The organism is Pseudomonas sp. C2.3V, assembly GCF_058536325.1.
Window position 1 is genome coordinate 3,005,884 of the sequence record NZ_JBZUBN010000001.1, and the last position, 15,681, is coordinate 3,021,564.

Consider the following 15,681-nt stretch of genomic DNA (forward strand, 5'->3'; position numbering starts at 1 on the left):
AGAACCGCGCAGTACTGATAGCCTAATAAGGAGCGCGTACATGACCGTGATCAAGCAGGATGACCTGATCCAGAGCGTTGCTGATGCCCTGCAGTTCATCTCCTATTACCATCCCGTGGATTTCATCCAGGCCATGCACGAGGCCTACCTGCGTGAGGAATCCCCTGCCGCACGCGACTCCATGGCCCAGATCCTGATCAACTCGCGCATGTGTGCGACCGGCCACCGTCCGATCTGCCAGGACACGGGTATCGTGACCGTATTCGTCAAGGTTGGCATGGACGTGCGCTGGGACGGCGCCACAATGAGCCTGGACGACATGATCAACGAAGGCGTTCGCCGCGCCTATAACCTGCCGGAAAACGTCCTGCGTGCATCTATCCTGGCCGACCCGGCCGGTGCGCGCAAAAACACCAAGGACAACACCCCGGCTGTCATCCACTACAGCATCGTTCCTGGTGACAAGGTTGAGGTTGATGTTGCAGCCAAGGGCGGCGGCTCCGAAAACAAGTCCAAGATGGCCATGCTCAACCCGTCCGACTCTATCGTCGACTGGGTTTTGAAAACCGTTCCGACCATGGGTGCAGGCTGGTGCCCGCCCGGCATGCTGGGTATCGGCATCGGTGGTACGGCCGAAAAGGCAGCGGTTCTGGCCAAGGAATCGCTCATGGAGGAAATCGATATCCATGAACTGAAAGCCCGCGGCCCGCAGAACCGTATCGAAGAGCTGCGCCTGGAGCTATTCGAAAAGGTCAACCAGCTGGGTATTGGCGCTCAGGGCCTGGGCGGCTTGACCACAGTCCTGGACGTCAAGATCAAGGACTATCCAACTCACGCGGCCTCGCTGCCGGTGTGCATGATTCCGAACTGTGCAGCGACACGCCATGCCCATTTCATTCTGGATGGCTCTGGCCCCGCTGCCCTGGAAGCTCCGCCGCTGGATGCCTATCCGGAAATTGTCTGGGAAGCCGGCCCTTCTGCACGTCGCGTCAACCTGGATACGGTAACCCCGGAAGAAGTATTGACCTGGAAACCAGGCGAGACCCTGTTGCTCAACGGCAAGATGCTGACCGGCCGTGATGCTGCACATAAGCGCATGGTCGACATGTTGAACAAGGGCGAGACGCTTCCCGTAGACCTCAAGGGTCGCTTCATTTACTACGTTGGCCCGGTCGACCCGGTTGGCGACGAAGTCGTAGGTCCGGCAGGCCCCACCACGGCTACCCGCATGGACAAGTTCACCCGTCAGATTCTTGAGCAAACGGGTCTACTCGGCATGATCGGCAAATCCGAGCGCGGCCCGATCGCCATTGAAGCGATCAAGGACAACAAGGCGGTTTACCTCATGGCCGTAGGCGGTGCAGCGTATCTGGTGGCCCAGGCGATCAAGGCCTCCAAGACCCTGGCTTTCCCGGAGCTGGGCATGGAAGCGATCTATGAGTTCGAGGTCAAGGACATGCCGGTCACCGTTGCGGTCGATAGCAATGGTGAGTCCGTGCATAACACCGGCCCGCAAATCTGGCAGAAGAAAATCGCTGAAAGTCTGGCGGTTGAGGTTTCCTAAGCCTGTAGGATGAACAATAAAGCCCGGTACAGCCGGGCTTTATTGCATCTGCACCACTGACTCAAGGCTCGATACGTGTACCGAGCACCTCCAGAAACTTGCGCAACCACTCCACATGAGCGGTCCACACCGGACCGGTTACCAGCTTGCCGCTGACATGAGCACCGTCCATGGGTAATTCAATATAGGTCCCACCGCCCCCTTTGACATCAGGCGCACACGCCGGATAGGCATTGCACTCAACGCCATCCCTGAGCACGCCGGCCGCTGCCAGGATCAGGGGACCATGGCACAGTGCAGCAACGGGCTTGTCGGCCTTGAAAAATCCTCTTACCAGCTCAAGCACCTGTTCGTTGACGCGCAAATACTCGGGTGCCCGCCCTCCAGGAATGACCAGAGCGTCATAGTCGTCTACACGTGCCTTGGCAAAGTCCCCATTGAGCGTAAAGCGATGGCCCGGCTTTTCACTGTAGGTCTGCTCACCGGTGAAGTCATGAATGGCGGTTTGCACAGTATCGCCGGGTGCCTTGCCTGGACAGACAGCATCCACTTGGTGTCCGGCAATCTGTAGCGCCTGGAAAGGCACCATCACTTCATAGTCTTCGATGAAGTCACCTACCAGCATGAGAATTTTCTTTGCCGCCATAGCAGTCTCCTTCCAAAGGTGGGTTCGACTGTTCTTCGAGCAGAGGGTCCACCTGCAGTTCCCTGGCAGACCCCTCGCCTGAAAGTTTCCTGTGCGCTATGTAGGCAGTTGCCTGGTCTTTTCTACCTTGGGCAACAAATGCCTGATCAACCATCGCCGGGTAGGTGCCACGGCCTCTTCCTGGAAAATCACACAGATGAAAATCACAAACAGCAGGAAGAGTCCGTAAACCTCGATGGCGTTCTCTACGTGACCGGCAGCCTCGATACACGCGCTCCAGTTGCTAAAGCACAGCGGGAAGTCACCCATAATCCATTTCTCGAGCGTCATGAACAGTCCTGACAATGGCACATGCAGTGCGAACATGGACAATGACGCCGCACCCAGCCGGGGCGACCAGTGTTTAAGCCATTCGCTCTTGGGTTCCTGCGCCAATGCGCTGAGATAGACCAGTATCAATTGAGACGGCAGTAACAGACCGTTATGAAGCAAGAAGTACCAGAATTTAGGACCATGGGTAAACAGCGCGGTGGCCACTGCAAAACTCAATAGCAGATAGCCAGTCATCACCAGGCGGATGGCCCGGCTTGGCTGCGCGCCTCGCTCACTTTGCTGACGGAAGAGGCCATACGCCACGATGCCAGCCAGAAACTCCGGCAGGCGCAGCAACGGGACTCGTTGCAGCAAACCAGTATACGGCATGCCGTAATCCTGGCTCCAGATCACCAGAACAGGAGGAATCAGGTAGCACAGGCCTATGATGGCAAGCACACCCCATTTGTTGCGCGCACGCATCAGGCGCGGCGCCGCATAGGGAAAGACCAGATAAAAAAAGAATAACGCCGAGATGGACCAGAGCGGCGCATTGAAGGTGAGGTAGTAGGGATTCCAGGCCTGCAGCATCGTCATCTGCAGCAACCCATTGAATGCAAGCTCCAGATTGGTCATGTAGTGCTGGAACAGTTCCGGATTGGTTCGGGCCAGCACCTCGTTGGTGTCGTAAACCACGAACCGGACGCTGGCCTTGGCTCCATCAGGCGGTATGGCCATGAAGCCGATCCAGGTTACGACGACTATGGAAAACAGCAGCGCGAAAATATGGATAGGATACAGATTGGAGAATCGCTTAACCCAGAAACTCTTGGCAGGCTCTCGCATCTGGTTATCAGTGAGATAGACGTGCGCCAGCAAGAACCCGGACAGAACAAAGAAGGTACTGGTCGCAAAAAAACCCATACTGGTCAGTTCGTCCAGCAACGGAACGGTTTTGCGTTCGGGATAAAAATGAATGGTGTGGTAGATGACCACATAAAGACCCATCAGGAAGCGAAGCCACTCAAGCCCAATGAATCGTTGTTTTTCTATTTTGAGCATTACGCTCACTCCTTACTGCAAGGCGCGTAGTGTATCGCCTTAAAAAAATGCAAGGCTTGCTTTACTCAAGACTTACGCTTGCTCAGAAGGGTCAGCACCAGACGGTCCAGCGTGCCCCACAGACGTTCACGCAAGCGTTTCCACCAAGGACGGTTGCGCCAATCCTGTAGCGTGATTTCGCGGCTTTGCTGGAAGTCCGCTAGAAAGCACTCGCTGACGGCCTGGCTCAGCGTCGGGTCAATGGCTTCCAGGTTAGCGTCAAGGTTGAACCGAAGGTTCCAGTAATCGAAATTGCATGAGCCTACGCTGACCCAGTCATCGACCTGAACCATCTTGAGGTGGGAAAACCGCGGCTGATATTCATAGATCTTCACGCCCGCCCGGAGCAGGCGCGGATAATAGCGCTGCCCGGCAAAACGGACGGGAGGATTATCCGTATGCCGGCCCGTCAGAATCAGGCGCACGTCGACGCCTCGCTGAGCAGCCTTGCGCAAGGCTCGCCTGACCCGCCAGGACGGTAGAAAATATGGCGTAGCAAACCAGATACGCTTCTTGGCAACAATCAGGGCTCGAACGAGGGACAGTACAATGTCCCGATGCTGGCGAGCATCAGCATAGGCCACCCGCCCAAGACCCGAAGTTGCCTGCGGCGGTCTTGGAACCAGAATACGACCACGGCTGGCCTCAGGCTTCCAAGCATGCCGCTGATGGCAGGCTTGCCATTGGCGCTGGAACAGGCTCATCCAGTCGGACACCAACGGCCCGCGCATGCTCACCATCACTTCATGCCACTGGCAAAGCTCCTCCCCTGGCGTCCAGAAGTCATTGGTTGCCCCGCTTCCACCCACAAAGGCCTGCGACTCGTCCACAATCAGGAGCTTGCGATGGTCACGGTATAGGTTGCGCCAGCCACGCCAGAGACCTACCGGATTATAGATACGCACCTGACCGCCCGCTTCGCTCAACTGGGTCCGGTGCATGTCGTCCATCTTGAGCGTACCAAAACCATCGAAAAGACAACGCACCTGTATTCCCCGATGCGCCGCCTCAATCAAGGCCTCCATCAGGGCAGTTGCACACGAGCCCTTTTCTACCAGATAGAGTTCGATGTCGATGCTATACCGGGCTTTGGATATGGCTTCCAGCATGGCAGGAAAAAAACACCCGCCATCAACCAGCAGCTCATATTCATTTTGTTCGCGCCATGGATACACCGCACCTGGCATGATGACGCTCCTGAAAAGCCCGCCACTCAGGTAGGGGTAGGCACGTGGCGAAGGGTTAACAGCACAGAAACGGGCACCTCAGGTGTAATCGAGGAGACACTGGCAATTTCCTTGAGCTTGTCCAGCCCTTCCAACAGGCTGAAATCAATCGCCTTGATCAACACCGGCTGCAAAGTACTGACCTGAACCAATGTTTCCCCGATTCGGGTAACCGAAACATCCGCTTTCAAGCGCTGCTTCTGGCCGTTGATTTCAAGCTCGAAGTCCAGCTTTTCCTGGCGAATGCTTCCTACCGGCATTTGCTCCCAGGTAGGCAGATCGATCTGACTGGTAATGACCGCTTCCGGATACTGATCTGCCTTGAACAGAGTTTCTCTCATCCGCTCGGTTTGTAGCGCCAGGGTGTTGTCCAGTGACTCGTATGGAAGCGCCAATCGAGCACTACCATGCTGATCGATCACGCCCGTTACGGTAGAAAAAAATTGAACGTCAGCCATGTTGCCGCGCTTCACGGTTACAAAGCTGACACGAGAGTAGCTTGACTCAACCTGCCAATCCGCGAAGACAAAAGGACTGAAGACCACTGTGAGGGCTAGGATAAATGCGCGCATGAGCTCTCCTGAGAGTTTGTCCGGCTCACCAGGACCTTACCGCACAGTATTGGCATGAGCGCTCTTGCGAGCGCCTTCCTTGCGCAGCGATAGACCCGGCCGGACCTGATCCAATCACGGTATGGCTTATACGGCACCCATCACAACGGCGAGTTCCCTGCCCACATGAGGAGTGTGAGCAAGGACACTTCTATAGCGAGTAGTCGGGACGACGACTGCTCCAGTCCACGCGATCAGGAAAATGCTGGGTCACATCGGAATTGAGCGGCTTGGAAACCAGAAAGCCCTGCATGATCTCGCAACCGTGCTCAAGCAACCACTCCCGCTGCTCCAGTGTTTCGACACCCTCTGCCACGACCTCAAGCCCCAGGTTACGTCCCAGCTCAAGAATAGTGCTGACGATTGCAGCATCGCGTGGCGAGTCGAGCATATTGGCAATGAACAACTGGTCGATCTTTAAGGTATCGAGTTCGAAGTGACGCAGGTAGGCCAGTGAAGAATACCCCGTACCAAAATCATCCACGGCTGTTCTAACACCAAGCGCCCGCAGTTGTGCCAGTTGAGCACGGGTATAATCAATGTCATGCATCAGAGCCGTCTCGGTCACCTCGATCTCTAGCTGATCGGGGCGCAGACCATAACTGTCAATGATCTGCCGAAGGCTTTCAGCCAACTGCGGCATGCCGAACTGGACAGGACTCAAATTGATGCTCAGCAAAAGCCCGTTGCCGTAGACTTCGGACAGGCTTTGCAGCTTCATGGCGCCTTCGCGAAAGATCCAGTCACCGATGCGATTTATCAGCCGAGTCTCTTCCAGCAGCGGGATAAAGACGTTCGGTGAAACCTTGCCCGCCACGTTATGCTCCCACCGCAACAAGGCCTCAAAGCCGCGCAGCTTGCCGTTTTTCAGGTATACCTGAGGCTGATAAGCCAGCACGAAATCCTTGTTATCGATGGCGTTGCGGACGCTCTCCTCCAGCATGAGGCGGGAGCGTGCACGGCCATTCATCTCCGGTGAGAAAAAGCGGTATTGCTGGCGGCCACCTCGCTTGGCTTCATACATGGCGATATCGGCCGAGCGCAGCAATCCGTCGACACTATGACCACACTCGGGATAGCTCGCGATCCCGATGCTTGCGCCCAAGCTGACCTCTACACCGTCAACAGTGTGCGTTTTGGTCATCAGCTCAAGCAGCTTTTCGGCGACCCGGGCGGCATCCTCGGGATGATCCAAGGTATCAAGCAACGCGGTGAATTCGTCACCGCCCATACGCGCCAGTACATCGTAAGGACGCATACAGGTTTTGAGCTGTTCGGCAATCATGCACAACACACGGTCGCCAGCCTCATGACCAAGCGAGTCGTTCACCTTCTTGAAGCCATCCAGATCAATGTAGAGAACGGCCATGCGCTTGCCGTTACGCCCCGTACGAGCCAGTGCTGCCTCCAGGGTCTGGTTGAAGCCCCGCCGGTTGAGCAAACCGGTCAAGGCATCGGTAACCGCCTGCGATTCCAGTTGATCCTGCAGCTCGCGCATCATGGACATGTCGAGTGCAATCATCACCATGGCGCGCTGCATCCGCGGCAGAGGCGCACAGGAAAGAGTCACCGGCAATATGCCGCCTCGGGATGTGCACAGACTGGCATCATGCAGGCGATAGGTTTCACGTCTTTCGTAGTGCTCCATGAACGTCGAGTCGGCCCAGCTATCCCCTAAGTCAGGATTGCTCAGATGAGCCATGAACTCGGAGTTTACGAGATCGCTAATATGACGCTTAAGCATGCGGGCAATCGCCGCATTGGCAAATGTGATCAGGCCATGCTCATTAACGACCAGAATGCCTTCTGCCGCATTGTCGAGCAGGGAGTCACTAAATGCCTTGGCAAGCTCCAGCTGCTGACTCAGCTGCAGGAGTTCGCGACGATTGCGCTCATGTTCGAGAAGGGAGCGCACCTTGTGCCGTAGAATGTTGGGATCGACCGGCTTGAGCAGGTAATCCACCGCACCGGTAGCATAGCCTCGTAGAACAGCCTCGTAAGAGTGAGCCTCGGCAGAAACGAAGATGATTGGTGTAAAGCGGGTGCGCAGATTGCCGCGTATCATCCGAGCGACCTCGAAGCCGTCCATGATGGGCATTTGCACATCCAGCAGTACGAGATCTATAGGCTCATCGAGCAAGTATCTCAAGGCACGCTCACCCGAGTTGGCGGTCAAAACACGCCAGTCCTCTATTTCAAGCAGTGCCTGCATGGCCATGAGGTTTTCTACCCGGTCATCGACAACGAGCAGTACAGGCCCCTGATTGGTATTAGGAACTGGACTTTCCGTGTCGCCTCCTTTCAGTTCGTACTGCACTGAATACAACTCCTCCCTTCGAGCACTCGGCAAGGCCCTACTGCATGCCAGTAATAGAACCGAGGTTTGGCGATAAGGTTATTATCCAGAACAACAAAAATACAGCGCCATTTTCTTGACCAAACCGTGACGCTACCAGATTCCGCTGAACGGTAGCATCACGGAGGGGTGCATTTACTGGGTCACTGCACCAGGCAACGGCCTTAGATTGACCTCGACACGACGGTTCTGGGCACGGCCATCAGCGGTCGCATTAGTCGCGACCGGTTGATCCGGCCCGGCACCGCGTGTACTGACGCGTGAAGCATCGACACCCTGAGCGACGAGGTAGTTCGCTACACTCTGGGCACGTCGATTGGACAGATCCATGTTATGAGCACGGCTACCTGTACTATCGGTATAGCCCACAATTTCGACACTGTTCTGATCGAACTGCTTAAAGGATGTCGCCAGATCGTTTAACGGCTTGTAGAAATTACCGGCGATATCGGCCGAATCCGTTGCAAACGTGATGTTGCCCGGCATGATCAGCTTGATGTCATCACCCTGGCGCTGTACTTCTACGCCAGTGTTCTGCATCTGGCGACGCAGCTCGGCTTCCTGACGATCAGCATAGTAACCATAGCCCGCTGCCGCCGCGCCTACCGCCGCCGCGCCAATTAAAGCGCCCTTGCCACGATGGTTATGATCGATGGCTGCGCCGGCGACAGCACCTGCCAATGCGCCCAGGCCGCCATAGGTCGCGGTACGGGATCCGCCACTACCGCCCTGGTTTTCGTAAGGATTACTGGATGCACACCCTGCAAGTAGCGCACCGGCCAGTGCCAGAATCAAAGGACGCTTCATAGACGCCATGAACTTCTCCAACTTCTAACGGACCTGTGAAAACTGCTCTTTTCACAGAAAGACTAGCCATGAGCAGTCATGCTTTCGCATGAAAGTCCTAATGAACCCATGGCGAAAGAGCGGTTTACCGGTATCAGGACGAATAATCAATTCGCTTCAGCGAAACGGCTGAACGACCGCACAAGACTAGTCGATAAACGTGCCCCTCTCTGGACGAAACCGCTAAACGGTAGTGTACGACCAGATGCCGACACACCTTCTTAAACAATCAGCGTATCTGCATCAGACATTAGGTAGCTAAACAACATTGTATATCGTTTCATTTCGATATAAGGTTCGTCTTATCCCGATAAACCGATATGCGAACATTATGGATATCGATGATCTGATCAAGGCGATAGCCAACCCCGTCCGACGAGAGATTCTGGCCTGGCTGCGCGAACCGGAAAAACACTTCATCCAACAGGACCACCCGTTGGAGATTGGCGTGTGCGCAGGCCTTATCGATCAGAAAACGGGACTTTCCCAATCCACAGTCTCGGCTCATCTGGCCACGCTTCAGCGTGCCGGTCTCGTTACAACCCGGCGTGTTGGCCAATGGGTCTTCTACAAGCGTAACGAAGCAGTGATCAATGCCTTCGTCGAGCAGCTGGGCCGAGAGCTCTGATTTTTCCGCCTTAACATAGAGAGATGCGATGCCCGCTTCATTATTAGTGCTGGCGCTTAGCGCCTTTGCCATCGGCACCACCGAGTTTGTGATCATGGGGCTTTTGCCCAATGTAGCCAACGACCTTCATGTCAGCATCCCATCTGCCGGCTGGCTCGTCAGCGGGTATGCATTGGGTGTTGCAATCGGTGCGCCCTTCATGGCCATGGTGACGGCTAACTGGCCACGCAAGATGGCCCTGCTCGTTCTGATGGGTATCTTTATCATTGGCAATGTGCTCTGCGCCTTAGCCGGAGACTACAACATCCTGATGCTGGCTCGCGTCATCACGGCGCTCTGCCACGGTGCCTTCTTTGGTATCGGCTCGGTGGTAGCGGCCAGCCTGGTCCCAGCGAACCGCCGGGCCTCTGCCGTCGCTCTCATGTTCACAGGCCTTACGCTGGCGAACGTTCTTGGCGTACCGCTGGGCACAGCACTAGGACAGGCAACCGGTTGGCGTTCAACCTTTGCGGCCGTCTCCCTCATTGGTGTCCTTGCGCTGGCAGGTCTCTGGTTCGTTCTGCCCAGCAAGGCGCCACAGGAAAAAACCGACCTGCGCCGTGAAATGGCGGCGCTGAAGGGGGCCGGTTTCTGGCTGTCCCTCTCGATGACAGTGATGTTCTCTGCCTCGATGTTTGCCCTCTTCACCTACATCACACCGCTGCTTACTGATGTAACAGGCCTGTCAGAGTACGGTGTAACCAGTACGCTGCTATTGATCGGTGTAGGCCTTACCTTCGGCAACATCCTGGGTGGACGCCTTGCAGACTGGCGTCTGTCCACAACACTCATAGGTATCTTCATCGCGATGGCCGTCGTGTCATCCCTTTTGGCCTGGACCAGTCATAGCATGGTCGCTACCGAGATCACCCTGTTCCTGTGGGCAGCCTGCGCCTTTGCAGCGGTTCCCGCACTTCAAATCAACGTGGTCACCTTTGGCAAGGACGCACCCAACCTCGTTTCTACCTTGAACATTGGCGCTTTCAACGTCGGCAACGCGCTGGGCGCCTGGGTAGGAGGAGGCGTTATCGCCCATGGACTGGGCCTGACCAGCGTTCCGCTGGCTGCCGGGGGACTGGCCCTGATTGCCTTGATTCTGACCCTACTGACCTTTAGCCATGCCCGGAAAAGCGGCTTGGCTGTCAGCCAATGATTCACCTACGGAGTCGTTACCATGCCCAACCTGTTTGATCCGATCAAAATCGGCGCACTGGAATTGCCGAACCGCTTCGTTATGGCACCGCTGACCCGTTGTCGCGCAGATGATAATCGCGTCCCTACCGACCTTATGGCCGAGTACTACGCGCAGCGTGCGTCGGCTGGTCTGATTTTAAGCGAGGCCACCTCCGTCGATCCAATGGGCGTGGGTTATCCAAATACCCCGGGCATCTGGTCCGACGAACAAGTGGAGGGCTGGAAAAAGATCACTTCAGCCGTGCACAAGTCAGGCGGTCGCATCATGCTGCAACTCTGGCACGTAGGTCGTATTTCCGCACCGCTTTACCTCCAGGGCGAAAAGCCGGTGGCTCCAAGCGCCATCGCCGCCAACGGTCATGTGAGCCTGGTCCGTCCCAAGCAGGAATACGTCATCCCGCGCGCCCTGGAAACCGAAGAGATTGCCGGTATTGTCGAGGCTTACCGCAAGGGTGCCGAGAACGCCAGAAAAGCAGGTTTCGATGGCGTAGAGGTTCACGGGGCCAATGGTTATCTGCTGGACCAGTTCCTGCAAACCAGCACCAACCAGCGTACCGATCAATATGGTGGCTCCATTGAAAACCGGGCTCGCCTGATGCTTGAAGTGACCGATGCCTGTATCGATGTCTGGGGCGCCGATCGTGTAGGCGTTCACCTTTCGCCTCGGTGTGACCTGCATGACATGGGCGACGAAAATCCGGCCGAGACCTTCGGCTATCTGGCCCGTGAACTGGGCAAGCGCGGCATTGCCTTTATCTGCGCCCGTGAGGCTGAAGCTGATGACAGCCTTAGTCCACAACTTAAGGACGCTTTTGGCGGCGTTTTTATCGCCAATGAACGCTTCACCCATGACAGCGCCAATGCCTGGCTGGAAAGTGGAACCGCCGACGCTGTGGCGTTTGGTGTTCCGTTTATCGCCAACCCTGACCTGCCGGAGCGCTTTGCCCGTCAGGCCATGTTGAACGAGCCTCACCCGGAAACCTTCTACGTGCCTGGCCCTGTAGGTTATATCGATTACCCTCGGCTGTAATAAAAAAAGCCCCGCTCTGGCGGGGCTTTCATGTCTGAAGAATGTCAGCGGCGGGTGTTAATCTGCTGCTGAAGGTTCTGCAGCTGGGTCTGAATCGTACTGATATTGCGCACGGTCTGGGCCCTGAACGCATCGAACGAAGCGGAATCCGGTCCACTGTTGTTGCTACGTGAGTCCAGCTCACTGCGCAGTACAAGAAGATCCTGCTGCAGGTTTTCGATAGCACCAGAAGGGTCGCCCCGTTTCTTGAGCGCGGCGATATCTGCTTGCAAACTCTTGTTTTGCGCCGTGAGCGAATCGATCTGATCACTGAAGCGTTTCAAATCCCCTTGCGCCGCTTTCAGGACAGCCTGCTCATCAGCCAACGCCGTTATACGGCCATTCAGATCTGAAGCGTTGCCCTGCTGCGTCTTGAAGTCAGCAGCCAGCTGGTCGATTCGCTTGTCCAGGGCACTTTGCGCATCCACCGCTGCCTGTTGCTGGCGGGCCACGTCTGCTACCTTGGTCTCGATATTTTTCAGCCGCAACAACAAGGACTCTCGACTGGACGTCCCGCTTGACTCGCTGGCAACCAGCTTGCCCGAGATATCCTGAAGCCGACCGGCAGCTTCTTCACTGATTCGTGCAAAGTTCTCCTGGGTCGCGACGACCTGCTCCTGCATGAGCTGAATTTGCTGATGGCTCCACCAACCCAGCCCCGCCAACGCAATGATCATGGCCGCAATCAATGCCCATAGAGGACCTGTGCTCGGAACGCGGGCCGGTTTGGCTCCACGCGAAGCCCGTAATGGCTCTTGGGGATTAGCCGCGACATGGGCCTCGACTTCCCGCCCCTGTTCCACAGGCGCATGGCGATGATGCCGACCGTGGCTGGCACGCCCAAAGTCTTCGCTAAGGTCCTTGTCAGGCGTCAGGCTGGGTACATTGTCGAGTTCATCAAATGAATCGTTTCGCATGGCGGACCTTCATTGGTGAAAAAAGCATGAGCCGACAGGCACGGGGCTTGCTCTCAAAAAGCTAGTATACAAATGCCATCACAGTGCTGGCAGTCTGGCGTTATCGCCTTGCGGAGCGGTTTTCAATATATTCATCCAAAGCTTTCCAGACCGTAGTCTGGGGTTGAAAACCCAGGATATCGCGGGCCCGATTGATATCCAGTGTAAAATTGCGATCCATCAGGTGCAGAGGATCGGGGTCACGTTCTTTTCTGGCGGATTTGATTGCAGCAAGCATATCTTGCAGCAGAACCTTTGGCTGAATGCGAGCCGTGGCCTGCCCCAGAACCGGTAGTTTCAGACGGCGCATCAGATAATTCACCACGTCCCATACCGGCTGAGATTGCCCCTCGCTCAAGTTGAAAGCCTTGTTCAGTGCGTCTGGGTGCTCGGTCATAAGTGCAACACCCAAGGCTGTGCAAAGGCTGTTCATGCTAGTGAAGTCCCAGCGATTAAGACCGTTACCCAATTGACGCAGGCGTTTTTGACGGTTGAGCTGAACAAGCTTTGGCGCCCAAGCGTTATCAGGCAGCCCAATAATTTGGGCAGGGCGCAACACAATGACGTCCAAACCGAACTCTGCTGCTGTAAAAACCAGGCGCTCGATCTGCAAGCGACGCTGCGCCTCGACTGTCCGCGGCTTGGCAGGTACGGCATCCTCCTTGAGCGCCTCCCCTCCCGCTTCGTAAACATGGCTGGAAGATAGATAGACCAGGCGCGAGACCCGCATATGCAGGCAGGCCTCGATAAAGGAAAAACTGGCGTCCATGGCCTGCGCCGAAAGATCGCCTACGCCATCGGTACAATGCGCAACGGCATCGATATCATCACACAGGCGCCGCGCCTGCTCCGTGTCGGTCAGGGTCCCCGGGATATATTCAGCGCCCTGCTTTACCAACGCATCGAGCATAGCTCCCGGCTGACCGTGAATACGCACCAAATGTTTGTCCGCCAATAGATCCAGGGCGAGGCGTGCACCAATGTAGTCACTCGCGCCCGTCACCAGAATTCGCATCAGATCTCCCCGTCAAGTCGCTACCAGCCAACAGGCTGCCTGGCTCTCCAGATGTCGAGTCAAGGCCGCCAGCAAATCACCACCGTTACGCCAGGAATGCCAGTACAGCGGCACATCGATCACCTGCCCCGGCACCAGATCAATTAATTCGCCTCGCTCGCGCTCCGCCTGGGTTTGCAGATCAGGGAGCAACCCCCAGCCAAGCCCGTTGGCGACCATTTTCACGAAGCCCTCCGAAGAAGGACATAGATGATGATCGAAATGACCAGTAAAGCCCAGCCGTGCCAGGAAATGATGCTGAAGCTGATCATCCGGCCCATAGACGACTGCAGGCACCTGAGCGAGGCGCTCAGCCGTTACGCCCTCGGACAGGTAATGTGCATGAAAGGCGGGGCTGGCGACTGCCCGGTAACGCATGGCGCCCAGCAGTACCGCCCGGGCACCGGCGACCGGACGCGCACTGGCACAGACGCAGGCGGCTACCTCCCCGGCCTGCATACGCTTGAGTCCCACCTCCTGATCCTCGACAACCAGATCCAGCAAGATTCCTTGCCTGGTACAGAAGGGGCCAACACTGGCCGCCCACCAGGTAGCCAGACTGTCGGCATTGATGGCGACCCGCAAACGCTCCACCGTCCTGGCTTCATCAAGCCCCGGCACCTGACCATGGAGGTCGCGTTCAAGCAATCGCACCTGCTGAACATGGTTTAGAAGCCTTTGCCCTACATCAGTAGAGGTGGGTGGTGATGTACGCACAATGACAGGCTGTCCAATGCGGGCTTCCAGCAGCTTGATTCGCTGTGAGACCGCAGACTGGGACAATCCCAGTACATGTGCCGCGCGCTCAAAACCGCCCTGCTCTACGACAGCGGCGAGCGCAGCCAAAAGTTTATAATCAAACATCAGTTTTCCTAATGACTGATCAGCACTATTTGTTTTTCTTATACATGCTTTCTCTCCAGACTGGCCATCCCTTTCTGGAGAACACCGATGTCTCACGCCATTCATGATCTTTCGCTTCTGCTGAGCCAGATGCAGCCTGTGCTCAATCCAGGCCAATACGTGTTTTGCTCGTTGCATGAACAGACGTTGCCACAGGACGTAATCCCCCTGGCAACCTTCAGGGAGCAGGAAGGCCTGACCGTTGTACTGACCAGGCAAGATGCTGACCGCTTAGCGCTCTCCTATACCTACGTAGCTGCCTGGATCACCCTGAACGTTCACTCCGCACTGGAGGCTGTTGGTTTGACTGCCGCGTTTTCGAACGCCTTGGCACAGCAGGGCATCAGCTGCAATGTAGTCGCCGGCTTTTACCATGATCACCTCTTCGTCGCAGAGGCGGACCAAGCACGCGCCATGGCTGCCCTACTCACGCTGGCGGGCCAATAAGATGTGGCAGAGCTATCTGACAGGACTCATGACCATGGGCGGTCTGATCATAGCCATCGGTGCGCAGAACACATTTATCCTTGCTCAAGGATTGCGCAGGGAACATCACCTGCCTGTGGCCGCGCTTTGTCTGTTCTTCGATATCAGCCTAGTAACCATTGGCGTGTTTGGCCTGGCCACCTTACTGGCCGGGAATGCCTGGCTAATGAGCACCTTCAAATGGACTGGTATTATCTTTCTGATCTATTACAGCGCCTGCGCCTACAGACGAGCACTCACATCACAGTCACTGCATAGCGCAGCGGCGGCACCCCGCTCATTGGGCAAGACGCTGGGCATTGCGCTGGCCGTTACGCTCCTCAATCCCCATGTCTATCTGGATACCGTTCTGGTTCTCGGAGCGTTAGGTAACCAGCAGCCGGCACCACTCGCCTTTACGATCGGTGCGGGCTGCGCGTCTGCTCTCTGGTTCTTCACTTTGGCAATCGGCTCGGCGCAGCTGGCACCCTACCTGACCCGGCCGCGCGTATGGCGCATGATCGATATGGCGATTGGAACGGTCATGCTGATCACGGCCATACAGCTCATCCTTTACAAGCCATAAGACCTTCTGTCGGGTTTGTTACATGGCGAGCTAACGAAGCGAGTGCTATGATCCCCCGCCGCGGTATTGAGCCTAATGCCTTACCGCAGGTTAGACCGGCGCCTGATCGGTCGACCATTGCCGTG

At 56.2% G+C, this 15,681-nt stretch carries 15 protein-coding genes; 6 read left to right on the forward strand and 9 right to left on the reverse strand.

Translation table 11 applies throughout. The features are described 5' to 3' along the window. Positions 1-40 precede the first annotated feature (40 nt). A complete protein-coding gene (locus tag AC4LF3_RS14345; protein ID WP_010795264.1) occupies positions 41-1,564 on the forward strand; it encodes a fumarate hydratase in 1,524 nt (507 codons plus the stop codon). A 61-nt stretch (positions 1,565-1,625) separates the two neighbouring features. Here the strand turns inward: AC4LF3_RS14345 and AC4LF3_RS14350 are convergent, their stop codons facing one another. The 6 genes from AC4LF3_RS14350 to AC4LF3_RS14375 all read right to left on the reverse strand — a co-directional run bounded on the left by AC4LF3_RS14350 (position 1,626) and on the right by AC4LF3_RS14375 (position 8,632). After that, the gene (locus tag AC4LF3_RS14350) at positions 1,626-2,210 is read right to left on the reverse strand and encodes a DJ-1/PfpI family protein (protein WP_010795265.1); all 585 of its coding nucleotides are present in this window, start codon (positions 2,208-2,210) and stop codon (positions 1,626-1,628) included. 96 nt (positions 2,211-2,306) lie between these two features. Continuing rightward, positions 2,307-3,584 carry an acyltransferase family protein gene (locus AC4LF3_RS14355; protein ID WP_491835539.1) on the reverse strand — a complete coding sequence of 426 codons (1,278 nt, stop codon included), beginning with the start codon at positions 3,582-3,584 and terminating at the stop codon, positions 2,307-2,309. Positions 3,585-3,649: 65 nt separating this feature from the next. Further along, positions 3,650-4,810 carry a phospholipase D-like domain-containing protein gene (locus AC4LF3_RS14360; protein WP_434134651.1) on the reverse strand — a complete coding sequence of 387 codons (1,161 nt, stop codon included), beginning with the start codon at positions 4,808-4,810 and terminating at the stop codon, positions 3,650-3,652. A gap of 26 nt (positions 4,811-4,836) precedes the next feature. Beyond that, the gene (locus AC4LF3_RS14365) at positions 4,837-5,421 is read right to left on the reverse strand and encodes a YceI family protein (RefSeq protein WP_491835542.1); all 585 of its coding nucleotides are present in this window, start codon (positions 5,419-5,421) and stop codon (positions 4,837-4,839) included. Positions 5,422-5,611: 190 nt separating this feature from the next. After that, positions 5,612-7,765, reverse strand: a complete 2,154-nt coding sequence (locus AC4LF3_RS14370) for a putative bifunctional diguanylate cyclase/phosphodiesterase (protein WP_026004070.1) — start codon at positions 7,763-7,765, stop codon at positions 5,612-5,614. Positions 7,766-7,951: 186 nt separating this feature from the next. Continuing rightward, on the reverse strand, positions 7,952-8,632 hold the full coding sequence (locus tag AC4LF3_RS14375; protein ID WP_122041964.1) for a YiaD family glycine zipper/OmpA-like lipoprotein: 681 nt from the start codon (positions 8,630-8,632) through the stop codon (positions 7,952-7,954). Between the two features lie 361 nt (positions 8,633-8,993). Between AC4LF3_RS14375 and AC4LF3_RS14380 the strand changes: the two genes are divergently transcribed. From AC4LF3_RS14380 to AC4LF3_RS14390, 3 genes are read left to right on the forward strand one after another with little or no spacing between them, the layout of a single operon-like run. Further along, a complete protein-coding gene (locus AC4LF3_RS14380) occupies positions 8,994-9,290 on the forward strand; it encodes an ArsR/SmtB family transcription factor (protein WP_019366736.1) in 297 nt (98 codons plus the stop codon). A gap of 28 nt (positions 9,291-9,318) precedes the next feature. Then, positions 9,319-10,482 carry an MFS transporter gene (locus AC4LF3_RS14385; RefSeq protein WP_125912867.1) on the forward strand — a complete coding sequence of 388 codons (1,164 nt, stop codon included), beginning with the start codon at positions 9,319-9,321 and terminating at the stop codon, positions 10,480-10,482. A gap of 21 nt (positions 10,483-10,503) precedes the next feature. After that, the gene (locus AC4LF3_RS14390) at positions 10,504-11,553 is read left to right on the forward strand and encodes an alkene reductase (RefSeq protein ID WP_125912868.1); all 1,050 of its coding nucleotides are present in this window, start codon (positions 10,504-10,506) and stop codon (positions 11,551-11,553) included. Between the two features lie 44 nt (positions 11,554-11,597). Here AC4LF3_RS14390 and AC4LF3_RS14395 read toward each other — a convergent pair whose 3' ends face one another. The 3 genes from AC4LF3_RS14395 to AC4LF3_RS14405 all read right to left on the reverse strand — a co-directional run bounded on the left by AC4LF3_RS14395 (position 11,598) and on the right by AC4LF3_RS14405 (position 14,466). Continuing rightward, positions 11,598-12,509 (reverse strand): ATPase, encoded by a 912-nt coding sequence (locus AC4LF3_RS14395; protein WP_491835546.1) that lies wholly within the window; start codon positions 12,507-12,509, stop codon positions 11,598-11,600. Positions 12,510-12,609: 100 nt separating this feature from the next. Continuing rightward, complete coding sequence (locus AC4LF3_RS14400) at positions 12,610-13,563, reverse strand: NAD-dependent epimerase/dehydratase family protein (protein ID WP_312508761.1); 954 nt, start codon at positions 13,561-13,563, stop codon at positions 12,610-12,612. Between the two features lie 12 nt (positions 13,564-13,575). Then, complete coding sequence (locus tag AC4LF3_RS14405) at positions 13,576-14,466, reverse strand: LysR family transcriptional regulator ArgP (protein WP_491835548.1); 891 nt, start codon at positions 14,464-14,466, stop codon at positions 13,576-13,578. An 87-nt stretch (positions 14,467-14,553) separates the two neighbouring features. Here AC4LF3_RS14405 and AC4LF3_RS14410 point away from each other — a divergent pair, with 87 nt between their 5' ends. Together AC4LF3_RS14410 and AC4LF3_RS14415 are read left to right on the forward strand one after the other, a co-directional pair. Beyond that, positions 14,554-14,952 carry an ACT domain-containing protein gene (locus tag AC4LF3_RS14410; protein ID WP_074824740.1) on the forward strand — a complete coding sequence of 133 codons (399 nt, stop codon included), beginning with the start codon at positions 14,554-14,556 and terminating at the stop codon, positions 14,950-14,952. A 1-nt stretch (position 14,953) separates the two neighbouring features. Continuing rightward, entirely contained in the window at positions 14,954-15,556 is a 603-nt protein-coding gene (locus AC4LF3_RS14415) for a LysE/ArgO family amino acid transporter (RefSeq protein ID WP_491835550.1), read from the forward strand. Positions 15,557-15,681 lie beyond the last annotated feature (125 nt).

Excerpts from the sequence above, each read along its gene's own strand:
- AC4LF3_RS14375 (WP_122041964.1), bottom strand. The coding sequence starts at position 8,632 with ATGGCGTCTATGAAGCGTCCTTTGATTCTGGCACTGGCCGGTGCGCTA.
- AC4LF3_RS14395 (WP_491835546.1), bottom strand. The coding sequence starts at position 12,509 with ATGCGAAACGATTCATTTGATGAACTCGACAATGTACCCAGCCTGACG.
- AC4LF3_RS14380 (WP_019366736.1), top strand. The coding sequence starts at position 8,994 with ATGGATATCGATGATCTGATCAAGGCGATAGCCAACCCCGTCCGACGA.
- AC4LF3_RS14400 (WP_312508761.1), bottom strand. The coding sequence starts at position 13,563 with ATGCGAATTCTGGTGACGGGCGCGAGTGACTACATTGGTGCACGCCTC.
- AC4LF3_RS14415 (WP_491835550.1), top strand. The coding sequence starts at position 14,954 with ATGTGGCAGAGCTATCTGACAGGACTCATGACCATGGGCGGTCTGATC.
- AC4LF3_RS14350 (WP_010795265.1), bottom strand. The coding sequence starts at position 2,210 with ATGGCGGCAAAGAAAATTCTCATGCTGGTAGGTGACTTCATCGAAGAC.
- AC4LF3_RS14345 (WP_010795264.1), top strand. The coding sequence starts at position 41 with ATGACCGTGATCAAGCAGGATGACCTGATCCAGAGCGTTGCTGATGCC.
- AC4LF3_RS14385 (WP_125912867.1), top strand. The coding sequence starts at position 9,319 with ATGCCCGCTTCATTATTAGTGCTGGCGCTTAGCGCCTTTGCCATCGGC.
- AC4LF3_RS14355 (WP_491835539.1), bottom strand. The coding sequence starts at position 3,584 with ATGCTCAAAATAGAAAAACAACGATTCATTGGGCTTGAGTGGCTTCGC.
- AC4LF3_RS14360 (WP_434134651.1), bottom strand. The coding sequence starts at position 4,810 with ATGCCAGGTGCGGTGTATCCATGGCGCGAACAAAATGAATATGAGCTG.
- AC4LF3_RS14410 (WP_074824740.1), top strand. The coding sequence starts at position 14,554 with ATGTCTCACGCCATTCATGATCTTTCGCTTCTGCTGAGCCAGATGCAG.
- AC4LF3_RS14390 (WP_125912868.1), top strand. The coding sequence starts at position 10,504 with ATGCCCAACCTGTTTGATCCGATCAAAATCGGCGCACTGGAATTGCCG.
- AC4LF3_RS14365 (WP_491835542.1), bottom strand. The coding sequence starts at position 5,421 with ATGCGCGCATTTATCCTAGCCCTCACAGTGGTCTTCAGTCCTTTTGTC.
- AC4LF3_RS14405 (WP_491835548.1), bottom strand. The coding sequence starts at position 14,466 with ATGTTTGATTATAAACTTTTGGCTGCGCTCGCCGCTGTCGTAGAGCAG.